This is a genomic window from Rhodococcus oxybenzonivorans (assembly GCF_003130705.1).
Lineage (GTDB): Bacteria > Actinomycetota > Actinomycetes > Mycobacteriales > Mycobacteriaceae > Rhodococcus_F > Rhodococcus_F oxybenzonivorans.
This window is the reverse complement of the sequence record NZ_CP021354.1, coordinates 2,450,350-2,473,986: the sequence shown is the minus strand read 5'-3', so window position 1 is coordinate 2,473,986 and position 23,637 is coordinate 2,450,350. Positions and strand designations below refer to the sequence as shown.

Sequence of the window (23,637 nt, the reverse complement as noted above, 5' to 3'; positions counted from 1 at the left end):
CGCGATTCGCCTCGGGCACATCGGGACCACGTCCCTTGCCGCGCGCCGGGATTCCGGGAGGTGCCGTTGATCGACTTGCCGGTGAACAGGCCGGCGCCCAGGTCATACAGCTTCTGATGGCCGGTCGAGCACGGCACACTGCCCGCGGGCAGGGATGAACGAGAGCACCACATTGTCGCCTGTTCGCCTGCGTCAACCCGACAATCGTGGAGTGCTCATCGGATCCCGCAGACGCGTCGGAGCGGCAGTCGGAGCCATCGTCGTCGGAAGCCGGTCGCTGATGCCCCACGGGGTGCATACCCGCGGAGCCTTCCTCAGCTCGCCGGCGGCACCCCGCCCCACCGGCCCGAGATCGGCAATCAGGACGACTGTCGATCTTTGACGATCCAGGCTGCGACCTGTGCTCGTGAGGTGAATCCGAGTTTAGTGAGGATGTGTTCGACATGTCCTCGAGCGGTGCGCTGCGAGATGACGAGACGGGCCGCGATCGCCTTGTTGGTCAGACCCTCGGCGATCAGTTCCGCGACCTGTAGTTCGCGTTTGGTCAAGGTGGCGGAACCTGGAGGGCTCGTCTCCGGGGTGTGCTCCCGGAGTGCGTAGGAGACAGCGGACGCGAGATCCATTGCCCTGCCGCGCTGCCAAGCCTGCTCAAAGACGCGGGCGGCGAGCATCCGGCGGGCGGACCGCTCGCATTCCTCATGATGGACGAATAGGGTGGGAACGAATACGGAAGGGCTCCCGGCCGAGCCGCCGAGCGCCTCCGCGGCCCCCATCAGCGTGCCGGCGCGTGCAGGGTCATTTGTTCCGGCGATCCAGGCGAGTACTTCGACGCAGTTCGCGCAGCTGACCGGGTCGTCGACGCGCCGAGCAAGCCGCAATCCCTCTTCGAGCAGCTCGATTGCACGACTTTGTTCTTCCAGGCGCCATTGCGCAACAGCCATCGCCCACAACGCGTAGGCCCGGTAGACGGATTCACCATGTGCATTCGTGATAGCGAGAGCTTCCTCATAGCATTCGATTGCCCGGTGAGGTTCGGTGTCGTGCAGCTGATACGCCAATCCCAGCAACGTCAAGGACTCGATCAGTAGCGCGGTATCGTTCTCGGCTTGCCGGAACACTGACTGAGCCCGTTCCAGACTCGCGGCGGCCCGGTCGAGATCGCCGGTGATCAGTCCGACCAGACCGTCGGTGTGATCGACGATCGCGTGCGCTATGGGGTCGATGATCTGATCGGCGAGGGTGCGTGCCTGGGCGGCAAGAGCAGCAGCTCTCTGATGGTCCCGCTGCTGTCCGGTCATCAGGCAGTCGGCGTACAGCGCTCTGATTGTGGCGGTGGTCGGGTGTGCTCCATGGCGTGAGAGGAATTGGTCGAGCCAGCGTCTCGCTTCGCTGAGCTGGCCCCGTGACCCCCAGAGTTGAAACAAGGGCGTGGCGATCTGTAGGCCGGCTTCGACATCGTCGTCGGCGAGGCAGAAGTCCATGGCCTCGCGCAGATTCGGCTGTTCACTGCTGAGTCGCGCGATCCACTCGATCTGCCGGGGCCCGATGAACTCGTCGGCGGCCGTTCGAGCGAGCTGGCGATACCAGTCCCGATGCCGTCGGCGCAGATCGTGGTAGTCGCCGGATTCCTCGGTCTTCTCTCGTCCGTAAGCACGGAGCGTTTCGAGCAGTCTGAAACGGACTGCTGTGCCGTGTTCTTCGCGGATCAAGACCGACTTGTCTACGAGGGATGCCACCGAGTCCAGCAACGCCTCCGGCGGGATCCTGTCCCCACACACATGTTCTGCGGCATCGAGATCGAAACCACCGGTAAATACTGACAGTCGTTCCCATGTCCTCTGTTCCAGCGGGCTGCACAGGTCGTAGCTCCAGTCGACGCACAACCGGAGCGTCTGCTGGCGGGAGGGTGCACCCCGGCTCCCGCGGGTCAACAGCGCGTAGCGATCGGAAAGTCTCTGCAGGATTTGCTCAGGCGACATCGCGCGCAACCGCGCGGCCGCCAATTCGATAGGCAGCGGCAACCCGTCCAGCCGGTGACAGATCCGTGTCACCGCGGACTTGTTTTCATCGGTCAACGTAAATGTCGAGACCGCAGTGGCGGCGCGTTCGGTGAACAACGACACGGCATCGTAGCGGGGCAGACCCTGCAATGACGGCTCGCGGTCGGGGTCGGGGACGGTGAGTGGGGCAACGCGCAACGTCGCCTCACCGGCTATCGCAAGAGGTTCCCGGCTTGTGACGAGGATGCGCAGGTTCCGATTGTGTTGCAACAAAGCTGTGGCGAGATCCGCCACGGCGTCGACCACTTGCTCGCAGTTGTCCAACACCAGCAACAGTTCTCGCGACGACAGGAAATCGAACAGGATCTCGCGTAGCGACCGGCCAGAGTGGTCCCGCACACCCAGGGTTGCAGCCACCACGTCGATCAATCGGGATTCTGTGCGGACATCGTCGAGCTCGACGAGCCAGGCTCCATCGGGGAACTCGCGGTGGATACTCGTGGCAAGTCGCAATGCGAGACGTGTTTTCCCGACCCCGCCGATTCCGACCAGTGTCACCAATCGTGACGATGCCAGCAGGTTCTTCGCTTCGGTCAGTTCGTGCCTGCGACCGACGAAACTTGACAGCTCCAGGGGGAGGTTCCCACGTTCGTGGCGGGAAGGGTTTGTTGGAAAGTGCCCGGGTGATGTCGACTCTTGTTCCACTGTGGCTCGCGCGCGGAGAGCCACTTTGCCTGCGGGCAGTCCGCGGCTGAGTTGAATCTCGCGTAGGCGTTCACCCAACACGGCTGCGGAGGTTTGCCGGTCCTCGGGGCGGCCGGCCATTGCCTGCTCGATGACAGTGGCAACATCATCAGCAAGGCCCTGATCTCGCAGATCTGGAACGGATTCCGTTGTGATACGAACGAATTGGGCCACCAGCTGTTCGCCGCTGCGGCGCTCGAACGCAGCGTGGCCGGTAACTGCACAGAACAGGGTGGCTCCGAGCCCGTAAAGGTCCGAGGCGGGGCTCGGAGCCGCGCCGCCGAGGACCTCGGGCGCTGTGAATGCGGGCGAACCGGTGACAATGCCGGCAGCGGTCTCGAATCCGCCGGAAACGTGCGCGATCCCGAAGTCCGTGAGCGCCGGCTCGTCATAGTCGGTGAGCAGAATGTTCGCGGGCTTGACGTCGCGGTGGACGACGCCTTGGCCGTGGGCGGCTTCCAACGCGCCGGCCAGTTTCACCCCCAACTGGAGCGCCTCATCCACACCTAGCGGACCGTGCCGTCGGATACGTTCATCGAGGGAGCCCTGCGGGTAGTACGGCATTACTATGAATGGTTGTCCGCTGTCGGTGAACCCGACCTGGAGGACATTGACGATATTGGGGTGACCGGTCAGACGACCCATCGCACGCTGCTCCCGAAAGAATCGCTCCCTGTTCTCCTCCCCGAGATCGTTGGTGAGCACCTTCACGGCGACGGTCCGATCGAGAGCGGATTGCGTGCACCGGTACACCACGCCGAAGCCGCCACGTCCGATTTCCAGGGCGTCGCCGAACCCGTCGGCTGCCAGTTCGGATGCGACCGACGGGGTGACATCGCGGTGGGTCTCGAACGGATCGATATCGGGCATCAGCCGAGTCGATTCGTCAGGTCCGCGATACGTTCAATGAAATCCGCACGATCAGCCTTTCCATCACGTACTCCCCAGGATATCGCTGGTGCTCGTGAGCGGTGCGGGCTATGGCGCGAGCGGCACTGTCGGAGTGCCAGGTGGCCCGGGGCCGAAGTGCATAAGGACCAGGGCAGTTTCGTTAACTTGCCACTTGCTGATGTGCTGACCTGCCGGTACTCGACGTCGCGTCAGTACTGGCTCTCGCGTTCTCGTCGGGATCCACAGCGCGACTGCTTCGATTAGCGGATCGTCAGCGGACATCCGGGTCTGTCGGTGTACTGGGACACAACAAACCACGCATCCCGGTTCTTCGGGTGCGGTGCGGCGAACACGTCCAGCGAGACGACGGCGACGCGAGCGAGGAGCGGTCAGCCGACTTCCCTGCGCAGCCAGGTGACCTCTGCGCCTTCCCCTCCGCTGCGGTAGGGCTCGAGTTCCTCGTCCCACGCGGTGCCCAACGCGTAGTCGAGTTCGGCGGCGATATCGCCACCGGCCTCCATCAGGGCCCGGAGTCGCATCTCCCCCACGACGACGTCGCCGTTCGCGCTGGTGGAACCGTGCCAGAGACCCATGCCGGGGACGTGGCTGTATCGCTCGCCGTCCACGCCTTCGCTGGCATCCTCGGTCACCTCGAATCGCAGCATCGGCCAGGCGCGAAGCGCATTGACCAGTCTGGAGGCGGTGCCGACGGGGCCGACCCAACTAGTGGTGGCGCGCAGAACCCCTTTGGAAGCCGGCTGCGAGGTCCACTTGAGATTGGGTGGGCAGTCGAGGGTTGCGGTCAACGCCCACTCGATATGGGGGCACAACGCGGCGGGCGACGAGTGGATGTAGACAACTCCAGCCGTCGCGTCCGCGAACTGATCCAATGCGCGCACTCCAGCCTCCTGCTTCGACGAGGGACGTCTTCCCCAACGGCCTCAGTCGATGCGTGCAGCACGCTCGGTGGACCAGTGTGCCTTGTGTTGCCCGTGTTGCGCCAGTGATTCGCACATTCGGTGTGTCATGATCGCCGGCCCTCCTCCAGCACCGCGTCGCTCACCTCGGTCCAGAGGGGCTTGGCCCAGTCACCGAAAGGGCGATCCGTCAGCACCACACATGCCAGCCCCTCCGCGGGATCGGTCCACAGGAACGTGCCCGACTGGCCGAAGTGCCCGAAGGTGCGCGGCGAGTTACTCAGGCCCGTCCAGTGCGGGCTCTTGTGGGAACGGAGCTCGAATCCCAGCCCCCAGTCGTTGGGGCGCTGAGACCCGTAGCCGGGCAGAATGCCGTCCAGGCCCGGGAATTGCACGGACGTGGCCGCGTCGAACGTCTCCTGCGACAACAGCGCCGGCCGGAGCAACTCGGCGGCGAAGCGTCCGAGGTCGCCGGCCGACGACTCCGCGCCGTGGCCGGCGGGACCGACGAGTGCGGACGCCCCCATCTTCAGCGGCGCGAAGACGGATTCGGCCAGATAGTCGGCGAAGTCGATCGACGTCTCGGCGATGACGAAGTCGGCGAGCACCTCGTAGCCTGCGCTCGAGTAGATCCGCTTACGCCCCGGCGTGGTCTGCGCCCGATTGTCGTCGAAGGCGAGGCCCGACGCGTGCGCCAGGAGGTGACGCACCGTCGAACCCTCAGGGCCTGCGGGCTGGTCGAGTTCGACGGCCCCCTCCTCGGTGGCCACCAGGACTGCGTACGCGCAGAGCAATTTGGTGACCGAGGCGAGCGGGAAGACGCGCTGCTGGTCGCCGTACTCGCCGATCACCCCTTCGTCTCGCGACAGGACGACCGCCGCAGCGTTGTCCACGGGCCATCGGGCAATCTGATCCAGACTCTGCACCCGGTCAGCCTACGAGAGCACCCCGTGGTCTGCTGCGGCGAGCCGTCACCAGTCGGCTTCGGTGTACCGGATGACGCCGCGAATGTTTTTGCCGTCGAGCATGTCCTGATACCCGTCGTTGACCCCTTCGAGGGTGTAGGTGCGGGTGATCATGTCGTCGAGGTTCAACTGCCCCGACTTGTACATGGCCAGCAGGTTCGGGATCTCGACCCGGGCGTTTCCGCCGCCGAAGATGGTGCCCTTCAGGTCCTTCTGCAGCATCGAGAAGAGGAACAGGTTCAACTTGACGTCCATGTCGGTCATCGCGCCCATGGCCGTGACGACACAGGTGCCGAACTTACTGGTGAGCAGCAGGGCTTCCTCGACGTATTCGCCGCGCATCTCCCCGACCGTGATGATCGTCTTCTGCGCCATCAACCCGTTCGTGAGGGCGATGATCGGCTCGATGGCGGCCGCGGCGCTCTCGAACGCGTGGGTGGCCCCGAACTTCAGTGCCTGCTCCCGCTTCCACGGAACGGGATCGATGGCGAAGATCTGGCGCGCTCCGGACGCCACCGCACCCTGCAGGGCGCTCATGCCGACGCCGCCGACACCCATGATGACGACGGATTCACCCGGCTTCACCTCCGCCATCCGCGTGGCCGACCCCCACCCGGTGGGAACTCCGCAGCCGACGAGGGCGGCGACGTCGAAGGGAATATCCTTGTCGATCTTCACGACCGAGGTCTCGTGCACGACCATGTAGGGCGAGAACGTGCCGAGGAGACACATCGGAATGACGTTCTCGCCGCGCGCGTGGATGCGGAAGGTGCCGTCACTGATTGCCAACCCGCTCAGGAGCCCCATCCCGAGGTCACAGAGATTCTGGTGTCCCGCCGAGCACGCCGGACAGCGTCCGCAGGCAGGCACGAACGAGAGCACCACATGGTCGCCGACTTCGAGGTCCTTCACCTCCGGCCCGAGCTTGGTGATGACGCCGGACCCTTCGTGGCCGCCCATCACCGGGAAGGATGCCATGGGCATCGAGCCGGTGACGATGTGGTGGTCGGAGTGGCACATGCCGGCGGCTTCCATGCGAATCTGCACCTCACCCGCAACCGGATCGCCGATTTCGATCTCCTCGACCGACCACGGCTCGTTCAGGCCCCACAGGATCGCACCCTTGGTCTTCATGTGACTTCCAACCCTTCATTCATGTCTGCGCATCTGCTGATGTGACGATAGACACAATCAGCCAGAATTGGAACACGTTCTACCGAATCGGGGCCCCAGAATCCGAAACTGTTACCGGGTCACGTCGTGGAGGTGGTGGATCGGATCGTGGACGAAGTACTTAGCCAGCGACTCCACTGTGAACGACGCGCCGTCACTACGCCGCCCGGTCCGGTCGCGTCGCTCGGCTTCGACGGCGTCGAAGCCATCCGCCACGGAGGCCGCCGCCGCAGCCAGCTCCCTCCCCACCACCACCGGGTCCTGCTCGTTGTACCGCTCCGCCACTGCCGTTTCGTCCTGATCCCAGTTGGGGAACACCGGATCCGTCTCGTCCAGCATCGACTGCAGTCGCACGTCGAAGATGCGGAACACGTCACGCACGTGGGCGGCGTACTCGAGCGCCGACCACGTCCCCTCGTCCGGGCGCACAGCCACATCTTGCCGCTCCAGAACCGGCACCCACGCCGCGGCGTTCGCGCGCACGAGATCGGGAATGTCGGTGTACCGGACCTCCGCGGAGTCGAACCCGCAGTCGGGACAAGCTCGTTCGAGCACCCAGGTCCAGTTCTTGGTGTCGGGAGTGATCGCCATGTCCGCCATCGTAGGGTTCGGCGATCACCCTCACCCGATCGCCGCCCTGCGCAGTTCCGCGTACGAGTCGTCGATCGCGGCCGCGAGCCGAGCGACATCGGGCAGCGTCGCCGGGTCGGTGCAAAGCCCGATCCCCATGCTCCCGGCGCACGAGATCGCGGCGATACGGAGGGCGTGGTGCGCGGCCGGCTCCGAAGAGGAGAAGAGATGCTCGACCCGGCGACCGGCCACCCCCACGGGTACGGCCGGGCCGGGAACGTTCGAGATCGACAGGCTGAATTCTCGCGCGCCCCCGGCGAGCCGTTCCACAGCGCTGCCGAGGTGCTTCGTGCGCCCGAGGGCATGGAACAGGTCGTAGAGTTCTTCGGCATCACCGAGGAGTTTGCGCTCCCTCGTCTCTCGGGCAATCCGGTCGAGCCGTTCGAGCGGGTCGGTCTCCCCGAGCGGTAGATCGATGTTGAGGAACGAGTCCCGATTCCCGAACTCCCCCGCGCTCTCCGTTCGGTGATGGAGGCTGACCGGAACCTGGGCACGAAGTCGCGGAAGCCCCGCCGCGCTTTCGCCGAGCCATCGGCGCACCCCACCGGCGACGATCGCGAGGAGAACGTCGTTGACCGTTGTGTGGTCGGGACGCGACTTCCCGATCGACTTCAGCTCTGCCAGCGGGGCGACCGTGAAGGCCACCTCCCGGGAGACACCGATCGGGTGGTCGAAAGGAGAGCGCGACCCGCGCGAGACGAGTTCCCGCCAGACCGCTCCGGGCATCCGCCGGGCCTCGGCGAACCACGACCGCTTCGCAGGGGCCGAGCGAATGCCCGGTCCCGCCACCTGGCCGGAGTCCGGATACGGGTGCGGATCCCAGAGCACGGCATCGAGGAAGCGGACCGCCGTGATCCCGTCGGCCATCGCATGGTGAATCCGGACCGCGATCGCTTCGCGGCCGTCGCCGAGCGGGCCGATCACGTCGATTGTCCACAACGGTCGGTCATGGTCGAGTCGCTCGGACATCAGCTTGCTGACGGCCCGCCACAAATCTGCCCGCGAGACGCAGGCGGGCTCTGCCAGACGCCGGACATGGTCGCTGATCTCGAAGTCGTCAGCGTCGACCCAGCGCGGCTCCGGTCCCGACGTGTCGACCCGCTGCCTCGCCCGGGGTCGACCGGGAAGTCGCGCCGCTACCGAGGATCTCAGGGCGTCGAGGTCGAGCGGTCCGGTATCCGGCTCGAGGACGATCAACTTCAGCGTATGACCGGTGATTTCCGCCGATTCGAGCGCCAGGATGCGCGCGTCATCGGCGGAGAGCCGATCGGGATCCTCGCTGGCCACTCGTCCGAACCTACCCTCGCGCGCAGTCTGTAGTCCGGCGGTTCACAAACCGCGGTCGATCAAATCGAGGATCTCCTCACTGGTGGCGGCGTGAATCTTGTCGACCGTGTCGGCGTGCGCCTCCTCGGGCGCCGCCACCTCTGCCAGCAGATTTTCCAGCCGCTTCGCGACGGCCGACCGCGCCTCGGTGTCGGTGCCGAGCTCGGCGATGGCGGCGCGAAGTCGGTCGACGTCGGACAGGGCGACCGACACCGGATCCGGAACGAGTTCTCCGCGCAGGAATTCGGCGACGGCACGCGGACTGGGGTGATCGAACACCATCGTCGGCGGCAACCGCAGGCCGGTGGCGGCGCCGAGGTAGTTGCGGAGCGCAACGGCGGCCAGCGAGTCGAAACCGAGTTCCTTGAACGCCTGGTCGGCGTCTACCGCGTCGGGAGAGTCATAGCCGAGGACGGCTGCAGCCCCACCCCGAACCAGATCGAGCATCAGGTGCCGCTGCTCGGGCGTCGACCGATCAGCAAGGCGGTGAGCCCAATCCGAGGTCCCGGACCCGCTGGATCCGGTCGCCGCCGAGTCCGCACCTGCGGCGCGTGGACGCACCTCCCGTATCAGACCACGCAGTGGGGCGGGAACGTACGGAGCGGCCGAACCGGACAGGTCGAACCGAGCGGCCGCCACGGTCGGCACACCGGCGGTCAACGCACTGTCGAAGAGAGCCAGGCCTTCGGCAGCGGTCATCGGAACCATCCCGCTGCGACGGGCACGAGCGAGATCGATCGCACCGAGATTGTCGGTCATGGCACTCGGCGGTGCCCACATGCCCCAGGCGATCGACAGCGCGGGCCGCCCGAAGGCGCTGCGGTGACGGGCGAGCGCGTCGAGGAACATGTTCGCGGCAGCATAGTTCGCTTGCCCAGGCGCCCCGAGGACTCCGGCGAGCGAAGAGAACATGACGAACGCGCGCAGATCGCACGTGGCGGTCAGCCGATGCAGATTCCAGGCCGCGTCGACCTTGGGCCGCAGCACGGCGTCGAGTCGCTCGGGGGTCAGCGAGGACAAGGTGGCATCGTCGATCACTCCGGCCGCGTGGATCACAGCCGTCAGTGGGTGCTCCTCCGGTATTCGGGACAGCAAGTGGGCGACTGCCGATTCGTCGGAGGTATCGCACGCCACGATGCTCACCTCGGCCCCCTGGCCGCTCAGTTCGCTCCGCAGTTGGTCGGAACCCTCGGCGTCGGGCCCGCGCCGACTGGTCACCAACAGGTGCCGGACCCCATGCTCGGCTACCAGGTGGCGAGCGACCAGTGCTCCCACGGTGCCGGTGCCGCCGGTGAGGAGAACGGTACCGCGAGAATCGAAGGGCGAGCGGGGATCGACGGCCGAGCCGGATTCGTCGACGGCGCGAAGACGCCGCAGCCGAGGCGCGAGCAAGGTGTTGTTCCGAGCTGCCAGCTGAGGTTCTCCGCTCGCCACCGCCGCGGCAACGGCGGATTCGGCGTCCGATGCATCGTCGAGGTCGATCAGGACGATCCGGCCCGGGTTCTCGTTCTGCGCGGAGCCGACAAGACCCCACACTGCCGCAGCCTCGAGGTGATCGCCTCGGTCCCGACCGTCCTCGGTGACCATCGCATCACGGGTCACGATCACGAGCGAGATGTCGGCAACCTCGTCGTCGTCGAGCCACGACTGCAGCAGACGCAGCACCCGAGCACACAGCGCATGGGTCGCTTCCGGACCGCCTCCGCCCTCGGTGCCACACCCGACGAGCACCGTCCACGGACGTCGGTCGTCTCCGTCGGGCAGCGACTCCCGTGCGGCCCGCAATGCCGCCATATCGGGATAATTCGGCAAGGTGGAACCGATCCCGTCGCCGCCCAATCCCTCTGCGCCGAGGATGACCGCCGGGCCGAGGGCCGGCTCGGACGCTCCGCCCTCGACCGGAATCCATGTAAGCCGGTGCAGCGGCAGGCCTGCCGAGCGGCCCGCTCCTTCCCCGCCGACCGCTCGCGGCACCACCTTCAGCGCATCGATGGTCAACACAGGCGAACCCTCGGGGTCCGCAGTGACGATGCGGTATCGCCCGTCCTCGGTCGTCGAGAAACGTACCGATACTGCCTCCGCACCGACGGTGTGCAGACGGATTCCCGACCATGTGAGTGGCCAGCCGTCCCCTTCGAGGAGGGGCTCGAGCGCTGCCTGCAGCAGCTCCGGATGGATGCCGAAGCCGCTGGTGTCGACGCCTTCACCGAGGCGAACTTCGCCATCGTCGTCCGCGGAAAAGTGCTGCCGTACTTCGGATTCGGAGCTGACGACGTCGTCGATGGTCGCCGACGCGTTCCGAACCCAGGTGTCTGCGCTGCCGGCCTCACCCACGTTCGACGAAATGGTGACGGTGCGGCCGCCGGTGTCGTTGTTCGGCGACACCAGCACGCGAAGTGAGGCCAGCCCCGACTCCGGAAGGGTCAGTGGGTGGTGCAGCGTGAGTTCGTCGATATGGTCCAGACCGACGTGGTGGGCTACGTGCAACGTGAGCTCGACCAGCACTGCGGGCATTACCGTGTGCGAATCGTCGGCCGTCGATGGGCTACCGTCATCGGCCGGCGGCGGCACGAGCCATGAATCCCGGTGCAGCGAAAGCTGTCCGGTGAACAACGTCTCATCGTCGTCGAGTGTCACCGCCGCGCCGAGCAGTGGATGATCCGCCGGACTCAGCCCCAGCTCCGTCGGATCGCCGGCGTTACGCGCGGCCGCGGACGGCCAGAAGGAGCGGCGCTGAAATGCGTAGGTGGGCAGAGGTACCCGGCTACGACCCGGCATCACCCGCTCCCAGTCGACCGAGACACCCGACACATAGGCCGCCGCGACAACTTCCATGATTTCGTGCGCCTCGTCGCCGCGTCCGGGCAGTGCGGCGAATGCAGTCGGGACGACCTCCGCGGCGTTCGCGGCCAAGGCTGCGCCGGGACCTACTTCGACGAGTCGGGTGACGCCCAGATCGTCCAGGGCCACAATGCCGTCGGCGAACAGCACAGGTTGGCGGATGTGCTGCGCCCAGTATCTCGGTGACGTGAGCTCCTCGGCGGAGGCGATCCGCCCGGTCACGTTGGAGACGACCGGAATTTTCGGTGGCTGCGCGGTCAGCCTCGACACGACCGAGACGAACTGGTCGAGGATGGGTTCCATCAGGGTCGAATGGAAGGCTCGCTCCACCCGCAAGCTCGTCGTCTTCATGCCCGCGGCGGACAGCTCGGTTGCGGCGGCGTCGATGTCGTGCTCGCTGCCCGCGAGCACCACCGACTCGGAACCGTTCACGGCCGCGAGATCGACCCGGCCGTCGAGCTGGGCCACGACGTCGTCCGCGCGTGCCCGTACCGCGATCATCCGGCCCGGACGGGTGGACTGCATCAACCGTCCGCGCTCACCCACCAGGGCGGCGGCATCGGGCAGGCTGAACACTCCCGCGACGTGTGCTGCGGTGATCTCGCCGATCGAGTGACCGATCAGGTAGTCAGGGGTGATGCCCCAGTCCCGCAGCAACCGGGAGAGCGCGACCTCCACCGCGAACAGCGCCGGTTGGGTGTATTCGGTGCTGTCGAGCTTTGCGGCGCCACCGTCAGATTCGTCCCACATCACCTGCCGGACAGCGCTTTCCACATGCTCATCAAGGGCGGAGCAGACTTCGTCGAGAGCCCTGGCGAACACCGGGTAGGCGCCGTAGAGACCGCGGCCCATCCCGATCCGTTGCGCACCCTGGCCAGTGAACATGAACGCCGTCTTGCCGCGAGAACTCGTCCCGCTGAGGACGTTGCCGCCAGGTCGGCCCAGGGCGATGCGAGCCAAGCCGTCGCGCAGATCGGTCAGCGTTTCCCCGACCACGGCGGCGCGGTGGGAGAAACCGGATCGAGTGGTGGCCAGCGAGTAGGCGAGGTCGGCGGGATCCGGGAGTTCCGCGTCATCGCGATCGAGGAAGGCGGTCAACCGTGCGGCCTGCGCGCGTAGTGCCTCCCCTGTCTTTCCGGATATCACCCAGACCAACGGCGATGCCGACGGGGGCGAGACCTTCGGCGTGGCCGAGCCGGCCGGCTGCTCCAGGATCATGTGTGCATTGGTGCCGCTGATGCCGAACGACGAAACCCCGACCCGGCGGGGGTGTCCCGTCTCCGGCCAGGCAACCGATTCGCCCAGGAGAGAGACCTCACCCGCCGTCCAATCGACGTGCCGCGTCGGGGCATCACCGTGCAAACTCGGGGGCAGCACCCCGTGCCGCATTGCCATCACCATCTTGATCACCCCGGCCACACCCGCCGCCGCCTGAGAATGGCCGATGTTCGACTTGACCGACCCGAGCCACAGCGGCCGTCCGTCCCGCTCCTGCCCGTACGCAGCCAGCAGTGCCTGCGCTTCGATCGGGTCACCGAGCGTCGTGCCGGTGCCGTGTGCTTCCACGGCGTCGACGTCGGCGGGGCCGACCCCGGCATTGGCCAGCGCTTGGCGGATCACCCGCTCCTGCGACGGCCCGTTCGGTGCGGTCAATCCATTGGAGGCACCGTCCTGGTTGACCGCCGATCCGCGGACGATCGCCAATACCTGGTGACCGTTGCGTTCTGCGTCGCTGAGCCGCTCGAGCACCACCATCCCCGAGCCTTCACTGAGCCCTGTGCCATCGGCCCTGTCCGAAAACGGTTTACACCGCCCGTCCGCGGCGAGCCCGCGCTGGCGGCTGAACTCGATGAGAACACCGGGCGTAGCCATCAGCGTCGCTCCACCGGCCAGCGCGAGAGTACATTCGCCGTCGCGCAGCGCCCGCGCCGCGAGATGCATGGCCACCAGCGACGACGAGCAGGCCGTGTCGACGGTGACTGCGGGACCGGTGAATCCGAGAGAGTACGAGATCCGACCGGAGGCCACGCTGTTGCTGGTCCCGGTCATCAGATAGCCCTCGGCATCTACATTGCGTTGGCTCATCAGGTGGAACCCGTAGTCACCGCCCATCATCCCCACGTACACGCCGGTGTCGGTGAGGTCGGGGGAATCGGGCCGTATCCCCGCCGCTTCCAACGCTTCCCAGGCACACTCGAGCAGCAGGCGGTGCTGGGGGTCCATCGCGACGGCTTCGCGCGGACTGATTCCGAAGAATGCGGCGTCGAATTCGTCTCCGTCGTACAGGAACCCTCCTTCACTCATGTACGTTGTGCCGCTGCGGTCCGGGTCCGGGTCGTACACCTCGTCGAGATTCCAGCCTCGATTGTCGGGATACGCCCCCACCGCGTCGTGGCCGTCGCGGACGAGCCGCCACAAGTCGTCCGGGCCGTACACCTTCCCCGGATATCTACACGCCATTCCGACAATGACAATCGGGTCGTCGTCTCTGCGGGTTCGCGCTTTCTGGGTCGGTTGCGGAGCAGCAGAACTGCCGAGAAGTCGCGCGACCAACTCCTGAGTCAGCGCGTCAGCAGTGGGATGGTCGAAAACGACTGTCGCCGCGAGCCGCACGCCGGTGGCAGTCGTCAGTTGATTCCGCAGTTGCACGGCGGTCAGCGAGTCGAAACCGAGTTGCTTGAACGCCCGTTCCGGGTCGATCGCCTCCTTCCCCTCGTGCCCGAGTACGGCCGCAACGTGGGTGGTGACGATGTCCAGCACCCGGCCGTGCCGCTCCGCGGGACCGAGTGCGCGCAACTCGTCGGCCAGGCCGGTCGGCGCGTCGGCGGCGGCAGCGCGGCGGTGACGGATACCCAGCACACGGCGCAGGATGGGCGGCACCGACTCACCGTCGGACTTCGAGGAACGCGCCGACAGCCGTATCGGCACGATCAACGGACGATTGACGGCAAGCGCCGCGTCGAACAGCGCAAGCCCCGACTCCGGGCTGAGGGTGTCGATGCCCGTGCGCTGCAACCGGTCGAGGTCGGCCGCATTGAGATGGGACGTCATCCCGCTCGGGCGGTCCCACAATCCCCAGGCCATGGAGATCGCCGGCAGTCCGCGGAGGCGGCGGTGCTGGGCGAGTGCGTCGAGAAAAACATTCGCCGCTGCATAATTCGCTTGGCCGGCGCCACCGAGCACACCCGCCGCAGAGGAAAACAGCACGAATGCCGACAACTCACGGTCGCGGGTGAGTTCGTGCAGATGCCAGGCTCCGTCCACCTTGGGACGCAGAACGGCGTGCAATTGCTGCGGGGTCACGGCAGCGGCGGTGGCATCCTCGAGCACACCGGCAGCGTGGATGACGCCCGACAGGTCGGGAATGTCGGCGAGCATGTCCGCCACAGCTGCACGGTCGGCCACGTCGCAGGCGACCGCACGGATCTCGACACCCGGCTCGGCAACCTCCTCTCGCAGTCGGGCCGCACTCTCGGCATCGAGTACGTTCCGGCCCGTGAGCACCAGCCGGCGGACCCCGTACCGCGCCACGAGGTGGCGCGCGATCAGTCTGCCGATAGTCCCGGTCCCACCTGTGATCACGACCGTGCCGGCCGGACCGAAGGGCGCCGGTCCCGCGTCGGGCGCCGCGGCGGCGGGCGCTGCGGCGGCGAGCATGGGTGCCAGTAGAACCCCTTCGCGGATGGCCAGCTGAGGTTCGTTGCATCCCAGCGCCATGGACAACAGCGTGGGATCGGACAGGTCGCCGGGCTGCATGTCCAGGTCGACCAGGGTGATGCGGTCCGGATGCTCGTGTTGCACCGCCCCGATCAGTCCCCACGCGGGCGCGGCAGAGATGTTGTCGATCGGATCGTCGTCGCGGACGGCTACCGCGAGCCGGGTCGTGACCAGTAGGTGGGTCTCGGCGAGGCGCTCGTCCCGGAGCCAGGACTGGACCGCCCGGAGCGTCGACTCGGCGACGGCGTGCGCCCGCGTCGGCACGTCCGACTGATCACCCGGTTCGCCGGCCAGCCACAGCACGCGGCCGTCGGGATCGGCTCCGGAAAGCACCTCCGCGAGGGGCAGCAGCTCGACCGGGGCCGCAGCGGATGCACCGACGGGCATCCACTCCACGCGGTAGAGGCTTTCGCCGGCCCCGGCGGGTGACACCCCGGTTTCTCCCAGCGGCCGGAGCGCCAACGAGTCCGCGGTCAGCACCGACTTGCCGGCGGAGTCGTACGCCGATACCCGATATCGCTCGGGCCCGATGGTGGTGATGTGCACGCGCAAGGCGGTTGCGCCTACCGCGTGCAGTTGCACTGTCCCCCAGGCGAACGGCAGCCGGACGTCGCGTGCGCCGGTGTCTGCGACTCCGAACGCGATAACGTGCAGCGCGGCGTCGAGCACGGCCGGATGAATTCCGTATCCCGCCACCGCCGCAGCCGGGTCCTCTCCGCCCAGCCGCACCTCGCCGAACAGCTCGTCACCGCGGCGCCACGCTGCGCGCAACCCCCGGAACATCGGGCCGTACCCGTAGCCGGCGTCGTCGAGCACCTCGTACAGCCCTCTGACGTCGATCGGTGTGACATCGGCCGGCGGCCACTCTTCGGGGGAGTCGGCGCTGTCCACATCTGCGGTGAGCACGCCGGTGGCATGCCGGGTCCACGGAGCATCCCCCGACGCATCCGCGGGTCGAGAATGCACCGACACCGTCGAATGGCCGGCCTCGCCGTCGGCGAGCACGCTCACCTGCACGGCCACCTCACCGTCGCCGGGGATCATCAAGGGCGCCTCGATGGTGAGTTCTTCGAGCCGTCCGCACGCGACGCGGCTTCCTGCGTGCAGGGCGAGCTCTACGAAAGCCGTGCCCGGCAGGATGACCGTGCCGTTCACCGCGTGATCACTCAGCCACGGAACACGGTGCGGCGACAGCACTCCCGTGAACACAGCGCCACGACCGTCGCCGAGTTCGACCGACGCACCGAGCATCGGGTGTCCCCCGGTCTCCATGCCCGCCGATGCGACGTCGCCTTGCGGCACCGAACTTTCCAGCCAGTAGCGGCGGTGGTGAAATGCGTACGTGGGCAGGTCGACCCACTGCTGCCGATCGTCGCGGTGAGCCCACCGCACCCGGTCCCACTCGACGTGCACTCCGTGTACCTGGGCTTCGGCGAGTGCGGCGGTGAACTGGCGTAGGCCTGCATTGTCGCGTCTCAGGGTGCCGATGGCTCGTCCGGCGACGCCCGCCGCCTCGAGCGTTTCCTGCAACGGCACGGTCAGGACAGGGTGGCCACACGACTCCACGAAGAATCGATATCCCTCTGCCACAAGGGCTCTCGTCGCCTGTTCGAATCGAACCGTGCGGCGCAGATTCCGGTACCAGTAGTCCGCGTCGAGCGCGCTGCCGTCCAACGCACCACCTGACACCGACGAGTAGAACGGAATCTGTGACCGGTGCGGCTCGATCGAGGCCAGGGCGTCGAGAATCGGTTGGCGCAGCACCGAAACGTCGGCGCAATGGGAGGCGTATTCCACCGCGATCCGCCTCGCTTGGACGCCGTCGCCCTGCACCTGCTCGACGAGGATGTCGAGGGCATCGACGGGACCCGAGACCACCGTCGCCGACGGACCGTTGATCGCCGCAACCTCGATGGCACCGGACCAGGATTGGATCTTCTCCCGCACGATGTCGTGCGGCAATGCCAGCGAGGCCATCCCACCGCCACGCCGGGCCGATGCGGCGATCACCTTGCTGCGCGCCGCGACGACCAACGCCGCGTCGGACAGGCTCAGTGCGCCGGCGACGTAGGCGGCCGCGATCTCGCCCTGCGAGTGACCGACAACCGCCGCCGGGTCGACGCCGTGTGCACGCCACAACTGCGCGAGACCGACCATCATCGCGAACAGCGCCGGCTGCACGATATCGACCCGGTCCAGTGAGGCCGGGTCTCGATCCCGCAGTACCTCGAGCAGCGAGAAGTCCGTGAAGGGGGCAAGCGCGTCGGCACACTCCTGCACACTGGCGGCGAAGATTGGCGAAGAATCCAGTAGCTCCGTGGCCATCCCCACCCACTGCGAGCCCTGCCCAGGAAAGACGAACACCGGCCGGTCCCCGGCTTCCAAGGCCACGCCACTGACCACGTGAGGGCTGGGCACGCCTCGGCTGAGCGCGTCGAGGCCGGCCAGCAGCACCCGCGGCTCCGCCCCGATCACCGCGGCCCGGTAGTCGAAGGTGGCACGTGAGCCGAGCAGTGCGCCGGCTACCGCGGCAGGCGTCAGTTCGGGATGGTCTGCGGCGTAGTCGCGCAACTTCGCGGCCTGGGTGCGCAACACGGGTTCGGTGTGCCCGGACACGCACCACGCCACGACTTCGTCTGCCGGAGAAGGCGATCCGGTGGTCACCGGCTCGAACGTCGGGGGCTGCTCGAGAACGACATGGGCGTTGGTGCCGCTGATGCCGAACGACGACACCGCTGCCCGGCGGGGCCGATCGACCTCGGGCCACTTCCGTTGCTCGGTGAGCAGCGACACCGCACCGGCTGACCAGTCGACGTGCGGGGTCGGCCGGTCGACGTGCAGCGTCTGCGGGAGAACCCCGTGCTGCATCGCCATGATCATCTTGATCACGCCGGCAACGCCGGCGGCGGCCTGGGTGTGTCCGAGATTGGACTTCACCGAGCCCAGCCACAGCGGCTGGTCGACGGGACGATTCCGGCCGTAGCCGGCCAGCAGGGCCGATGCCTCGATCGGATCGCCCAGCTTCGTGCCGGTTCCGTGCGCCTCGACCGCGTCGACCTCGGCCGGTCCCAGCCCCGCGTTGGACAGTGCCTGCCCTATCACCCGCTCCTGGGCCTGCCGATTCGGAGCGGTCAGGCCGTTGCTCGCGCCATCCTGGTTCACCGCACTGCCGCGGATGACGGCCAGGATCCGGCGACCATTGCGCTCTGCATCGGAAAGACGTTCCAGCGCCACTATCCCCGCGCCTTCACCCCACGCCGTGCCGTCTGCCGCGGCGGAGAACGCCTTGCACCGCCCGTCGCGGGCCAGTCCGCGCTGGCGACTGAACTCGACGAACACCGCGGGGGTCGACATCACGGTCGCGCCGCCCGCCAGAGCCAGCTCGCACTCACCGCTGCGCAGCGCTTGCATGGCGAGGTGGATGGAAACCAGCGACGACGAGCAGGCGGTGTCGACCGTGATCGCCGGTCCGCTGAGGCCGAAGCTGTACGCCACCCGGCCGGAGGCAACGCTCATGGCGTTGCCGGTGATGAAGTACCCCTCGAGGTCCTCGGGCGGCATGCCGCCCGCCCGCGCTGCGTAGTCGATTCCCGACAACCCGGTGAAGACGCCGACCTGGCGACCGTGCATGGACCGCGGATCGATGCCGGCATGTTCGAACGTTTCCCAGCTGGTTTCGAGAAGAAGTCGCTGCTGCGGGTCCATGGCCAGCGCTTCGCGGGGCGAGATGCCGAAGACCTCCGGGTCGAAGCCCGCGGGATCGTCGAGAAAGCTGCCCTGCACCGTGTACGTCTTGCCGGCCTGCTCGGCTTTCGGATCGTAGAGATCCGCCAGCTCCCAGCCGCGGTCCTCGGGGAACTCGGTGACGGTATCGGAACCCGATTCCACCAGGCGCCACAAATCCTGCGGTGACCGCACCCCGCCAGGGAACCGGCAGCCCATTCCGATGACGGCGATCGGTTCGCGACTGACCCCCCTCGGCCTCGCGCAACTTCGCCCGCGCCTGATAGAGCTCTGCGGTGACCCGCTTCAAATAGTCGAGGAGTTTCGCCTGATCGGCCATCCGAGATCAGCTCCAATCCGAGAGCCCCCCCGGTCCAGCGCAGAAACCCGATTCTATCCGCGACCACGGCTCGGACGCAGGCGATCGGCTCATCGCTGTGGCAGGGAAATCCGGGGACCGGTCACAAACTCGCGCCAAGTAAACGGGGTGGGGCGGGCGGGGCTCGAACCCGCGACCAATGGATTATGAGTCCACGGCTCTAACCGACTGAGCTACCGCCCCCATCGCCGCGGCATGTTCGGACTGCGGCGAGCCGATGTTACCGTGCCGCGGCCGTAAGGTGGCACGCGGGATGCGGCGCGAATCTCGGGGCTCCGCGGCCTCGCGTCCTTGTCGCCTTGGGCTTTCGAGACGCCCCGCTTCGGCTGCCGGTCGTGGCGCTGGGTGTGTGGGATGACGCGGTCGCGGGTACCTCTGCTGTCAGCCGTCGTCGCTTCGTGATCGCGGTTCGTGAAGGGAGCAAGGTGAGCACTCAGAATCCAGGACCGGACCCGGATGATGCACCCGCACTCGAGGAGGGCGGTGGCGTTCCCGCTGGGGATACACCACCCGACGCGGGGCAGACCTCTGGCTTGTCTCATCCTCAACCGATGCCGGGACGCAGTCTGCCGGTGCTCACTTTCGTGCTGGTCGGCCTACTCATCCTGGGGATCGCGGCCTTTTTCGTCGCGCGCGTGTTCGCGCTGTTCGACTGAGGTAACTGTCGACTGCCCTGGGTCGATCGGTCTCTCGTCGGCGACGAGTTCGTAACGTCGACCGTAGGTTCCGACCAGCGCTTGGATCGCCGCTACCACGGGAACGGAGATCAGTGCCCCGACCGCGCCGAACAGCGACGCGCCGACGATGACCGATCCGAACGCGACCGCAGGGTGGATCGACACCGTCCGCGAGGTGATTCGCGGGTGAAGGATGTAGTTCTCGACTTGCTGATAGACCGTTCCGAACACCACTACCCACACGCCGTCGATCGGCTGGGCCGCCGCCGCGATGACCGCCGGCAGGGCAATGGCGAGATATGTGCCCAGGGTGGGGACGAACTGCGAGACGACCCCGGTCCACAGCGCGAGCGGCAGCCAATAGGGGACGCCGATGATCACGAGGAAGATTCCGGTGGCGACGGCACTCACCGCGGCGAGGATCAGCCGCGACACCATGTATCCCCCGGTCTTCTCGACCGAAATTTCCCAGACGGTGGAGATGACGCGCTGTTGCCGCGCCGGGAACCAGCTCGAGATCGTCCGGCGGAGGGTCGGGCCCTGCGCCGACATGTAGAACACGAACAACAGCAGCGTCAGCATCTGGAACACGACGCCGAGTAGCGAGGACACGACGCCCAGAACCCCTGGGGTGAAACGCTGCGCAAGGTCGCGAATGGTGTCGGGGGTGAGATGAATCAAGTCGTCGCCCGTCGCGAAATCGGTGTCGAGAACGCGATTGGACCATTCGGTGACCGAGGACAGCGCGCCGGGCAGTGCCTTCAGCAGCTGGGCCAGCTGCTGGGCGAGCAGCGTCCCGAACAGGGCCAGGAAGGCGATTGCCGCGACGAACAGTGCGAACAGAACCAGTCCGGTGGCGGCGCCCCGGCGAACACCCCGAGAGGCCATCCAATCGACGACCGGCTCGATGGTGATGCTGAACAACCACGCGAGGAACAGCAGTCCCAGGAAGCCTCGCAGGTTGTGGAACAGCCAGCCCGACATCTGGTAGGCGGCCACCGCGAGGAGCACGTAGAAGACGGCCGGTCGTAGCCAGCGTGGGGCGTCGCGCGGACCAATGCCTCCGGCTGACCGGGTCCGCTCCGCCTGGCCGCCGTCCTCGCTCATCGCACACCCCGCGGTCGTTTGCTGCCGATACAGCGGGAATGTACCCGCCTGGCACGCACACCGATCGGGATTGGCCCGGGACAGCAGAAACCCCCGCCCGGAAAGATCCGGGCGGGGGTTTCGTTGCTCCCCCGGCTGGACTCGAACCAGCAACCGTCCGATTAACAGTCGGAAGCTCTGCCAATTGAGCTACAGGGGATTATTCTGCTGTGCTTCGCCGTTCCCGGCGACGCCTGAGAAACTGTAGCGCATAGCCCTACCCCAGTACCAAATCGGCTGCCTGTCGACGTATCAGGCAGGATGGGGACGGTCGATGTGCACCGGGAGGAAGCGGGAATGATGCGGTTGTTGATCGGTATCGCGGCGGGGTACGTGCTGGGTACGCGGGCGGGACGTGCACGCTACGAACAGATCAGCCGGGCAACGAGGGCTGTGGCCACCAGTCCGGCCACCAAGAAGGTGTTGCAGGTGTCGCGGCAGAAGCTGTCCGATTCCCTGAACACGCAGCCCAAACTCGAGCCGATGAAGCCGATCGACGAGGACACCACGGTGTTCGTTCCCCACGAGCAGTTGAAGAACCGGTGAGCGCCGCAGGCGTTCAGCCGGCCATCCCGTCCCTGGTGGTGTCGCCGATCGCCTGATCGAGGAGACTGCGGCGGTACTGCTCCAACGCGACGAGGTCGCCGAGCAGCGAGTGGAATTCGTCCGATTCGGTGGCCGGGGAGATGCGCTGGAGCTTGGACTTCAGCTCGGCCACCTGTTCACCGACCCACACCTCTTGCAGGCGTGCGAGTACGCCCGAAATGTATCGGGGCACTCGATCTTCTTCGGCGGGGAGCGGCTCGACGGCGAGCTCGGAGACGAGCGATGCCGCCGTGATGTCTCCCACTCCCCGGCTGACGGCGTCGACCCACTCGCCTCCGCCGAGGCCTGCACTCGTTCCGCCGGCGGCGATCATCGCTTCGCGGATCATCACGTACGCCGGGTGCGTGAAGGTCTCGACGGGCAGTGAGTCGAACACCGTGCCGGCGATCGACGGGTGCTGCAGCGCGCTCTTCAGCGCCTCCCGCTGCGCCCACAGCGTGGGGTCGTTGGGCCGGGGACGGGACAGGCCCACCGGAAGCTGCGGCGCATCGCTGTCGTCCCTGCCCGCTTTGCGGCGCGGCGGAGCAGGCACCGAACCCCGCGTCGACGCCCGCTTGCGCGCCTCGTCGCGCACCCGCTGACGAACGGCGGCGATATCGTCCCAGCCCACCCAACCGGACAGCTGGACGGCGTAACTGTCACGCAGCGTCGCTTCCTTGATTTGAGCAACCACCGGCACCGTGCGGCGCAGCGCCTCCACACGTCCCTCTGCGGTCTCGAGGTCGTGCTCGGTGAGGATCGACTTGACCACGAATTCGAACATCGGTGTCCGGCGCGCCACCAGATCGCGGACAGCCGCGTCACCGGACTTCTGCCGCAGTTCGCACGGGTCCATACCATCGGGGGCGACGGCCACGAAGGTTTGCCCGGCCATCTTCTGATCGCCCTCGAAAGCCTTCATCGCCGCGGCCTGCCCGGCTGCGTCGCCGTCGAACGTGTAGATGATCTCGCCGCGAAAATAGCTGTCGTCCATCAAAAGACGACGCAGCATGGCGAGGTGGTCCTCACCGAACGCGGTTCCGCAGGCGGCAACGGCCGTCTTCACCCCGGCGAGGTGCATCGCCATCACATCGGTGTAGCCCTCGACCACGACCGCCTGATGCCCTTTGGCGATGTCGCGCTTGGCGAGATCCAGGCCGAAGAGCACCTGAGACTTCTTGTACAGCATGGTTTCCGGGGTGTTCACATACTTCCCCGGCATCGTGTCGTCGTCGAAGAGTTTGCGCGCACCGAAGCCGATGACGTCGCCCGACAGGTTGCGGATCGGCCAGAGCAGGCGCCGATGGAAGCGGTCGATGTGGCCGCGGCGGCCGGCCTTCGACAGCCCCGCCGCCTCGAGTTCCTTGACCTCGAAACCCTTGCCCAGCAGATGCTTCGTGAGCACGTCCCAGCCGTCGGGCGCGTAACCGCAACCGAACTGCTGCGCGGCGTGCGCGTCGAAGTTGCGCTCCGTCAGGTAGTCGCGGGCCGCCTGCGCGTCCGGTTCCTGCAGACGCGCGGCATAAAATTCCTGGGCTGCCGCATTGGCCGCCACCAGCCGCGCACGAGTGCCGCGGTCGCGTTGGACGGACGTGCCGCCACCCTCGTACGAAATCGAGTAGTTCAGCCGATCGGCCAGCTGCTCGACAGCCTCGACGAAACTGATGTGGTCGATCTTCTGCAGGAACGAGTAGACGTCGCCGCCCTCACCACAGCCGAAGCAGTGATAGTGCCCATGATTGGGCCGAACATGGAACGACGGCGACTTCTCGTCGTGGAACGGACACAGGCCCTTCATCGAGTCACCGCCGGCACGCTTGAGGGACACGTACTCCCCCACGATGTCCTCGATGCGGGTGCGCTCGCGAATGGCCGCAACGTCTCGATCAGGGATTCTGCCAGCCACGGCACACAGTCTAGGCG

The 23,637-nt window shown here is 66.8% G+C and carries 10 protein-coding genes, 2 tRNA genes and 1 pseudogene; 2 read left to right on the top strand and 11 right to left on the bottom strand.

Annotated elements, in window-relative coordinates:
• Window positions 1-359: 359 nt before the first annotated feature.
• The 8 genes and pseudogenes from CBI38_RS11820 to CBI38_RS11785 form a co-directional block, all read right to left on the bottom strand.
• Window positions 360-3,614 carry a protein kinase domain-containing protein gene (locus tag CBI38_RS11820; protein ID WP_109329048.1) on the bottom strand — a complete coding sequence of 1,085 codons (3,255 nt, stop codon included), beginning with the start codon at window positions 3,612-3,614 and terminating at the stop codon, window positions 360-362.
• 410 nt (window positions 3,615-4,024) lie between these two features.
• The gene (locus tag CBI38_RS11815) at window positions 4,025-4,534 is read right to left on the bottom strand and encodes a DUF3145 domain-containing protein (protein ID WP_109329046.1); all 510 of its coding nucleotides are present in this window, start codon (window positions 4,532-4,534) and stop codon (window positions 4,025-4,027) included.
• Window positions 4,535-4,659: 125 nt separating this feature from the next.
• Complete coding sequence (locus CBI38_RS11810) at window positions 4,660-5,478, bottom strand: serine hydrolase domain-containing protein (protein ID WP_109329044.1); 819 nt, start codon at window positions 5,476-5,478, stop codon at window positions 4,660-4,662.
• Window positions 5,479-5,523: 45 nt separating this feature from the next.
• Window positions 5,524-6,651 (bottom strand): NDMA-dependent alcohol dehydrogenase, encoded by a 1,128-nt coding sequence (locus CBI38_RS11805; RefSeq protein ID WP_109329042.1) that lies wholly within the window; start codon window positions 6,649-6,651, stop codon window positions 5,524-5,526.
• A gap of 111 nt (window positions 6,652-6,762) precedes the next feature.
• Complete coding sequence (locus CBI38_RS11800) at window positions 6,763-7,281, bottom strand: DinB family protein (RefSeq protein ID WP_109335014.1); 519 nt, start codon at window positions 7,279-7,281, stop codon at window positions 6,763-6,765.
• A 30-nt stretch (window positions 7,282-7,311) separates the two neighbouring features.
• The gene (locus tag CBI38_RS11795) at window positions 7,312-8,607 is read right to left on the bottom strand and encodes a wax ester/triacylglycerol synthase domain-containing protein (protein ID WP_109329040.1); all 1,296 of its coding nucleotides are present in this window, start codon (window positions 8,605-8,607) and stop codon (window positions 7,312-7,314) included.
• 42 nt (window positions 8,608-8,649) lie between these two features.
• Window positions 8,650-19,267: pseudogene (locus tag CBI38_RS11790) on the bottom strand (SDR family NAD(P)-dependent oxidoreductase).
• 148 nt (window positions 19,268-19,415) lie between these two features.
• Window positions 19,416-19,489, bottom strand: a tRNA-Ile gene (locus CBI38_RS11785).
• Between the two features lie 152 nt (window positions 19,490-19,641).
• Here CBI38_RS11785 and CBI38_RS38985 point away from each other — a divergent pair.
• Window positions 19,642-19,962, top strand: a complete 321-nt coding sequence (locus CBI38_RS38985) for a DUF6480 family protein (protein ID WP_418328322.1) — start codon at window positions 19,642-19,644, stop codon at window positions 19,960-19,962.
• Here the strand turns inward: CBI38_RS38985 and CBI38_RS11775 are convergent.
• Window positions 19,903-21,090 (bottom strand): AI-2E family transporter, encoded by a 1,188-nt coding sequence (locus CBI38_RS11775; RefSeq protein WP_109329038.1) that lies wholly within the window; start codon window positions 21,088-21,090, stop codon window positions 19,903-19,905. The two genes, CBI38_RS38985 and CBI38_RS11775, sit on opposite strands and share 60 nt — an antisense overlap.
• Window positions 21,091-21,216: 126 nt before the next feature.
• Window positions 21,217-21,289: transfer RNA gene (locus CBI38_RS11770), tRNA-Asn, on the bottom strand.
• A gap of 137 nt (window positions 21,290-21,426) precedes the next feature.
• Here CBI38_RS11770 and CBI38_RS11765 point away from each other — a divergent pair.
• On the top strand, window positions 21,427-21,675 hold the full coding sequence (locus tag CBI38_RS11765; RefSeq protein WP_109335012.1) for a hypothetical protein: 249 nt from the start codon (window positions 21,427-21,429) through the stop codon (window positions 21,673-21,675).
• 13 nt (window positions 21,676-21,688) lie between these two features.
• On the opposite strand, the gene dnaG is transcribed toward CBI38_RS11765, so the two are convergent.
• Window positions 21,689-23,620: a DNA primase gene (gene dnaG, locus CBI38_RS11760; RefSeq protein WP_109329036.1), complete on the bottom strand. Its 1,932-nt coding sequence runs from the start codon at window positions 23,618-23,620 to the stop codon at window positions 21,689-21,691.
• Window positions 23,621-23,637: the final 17 nt, after the last annotated feature.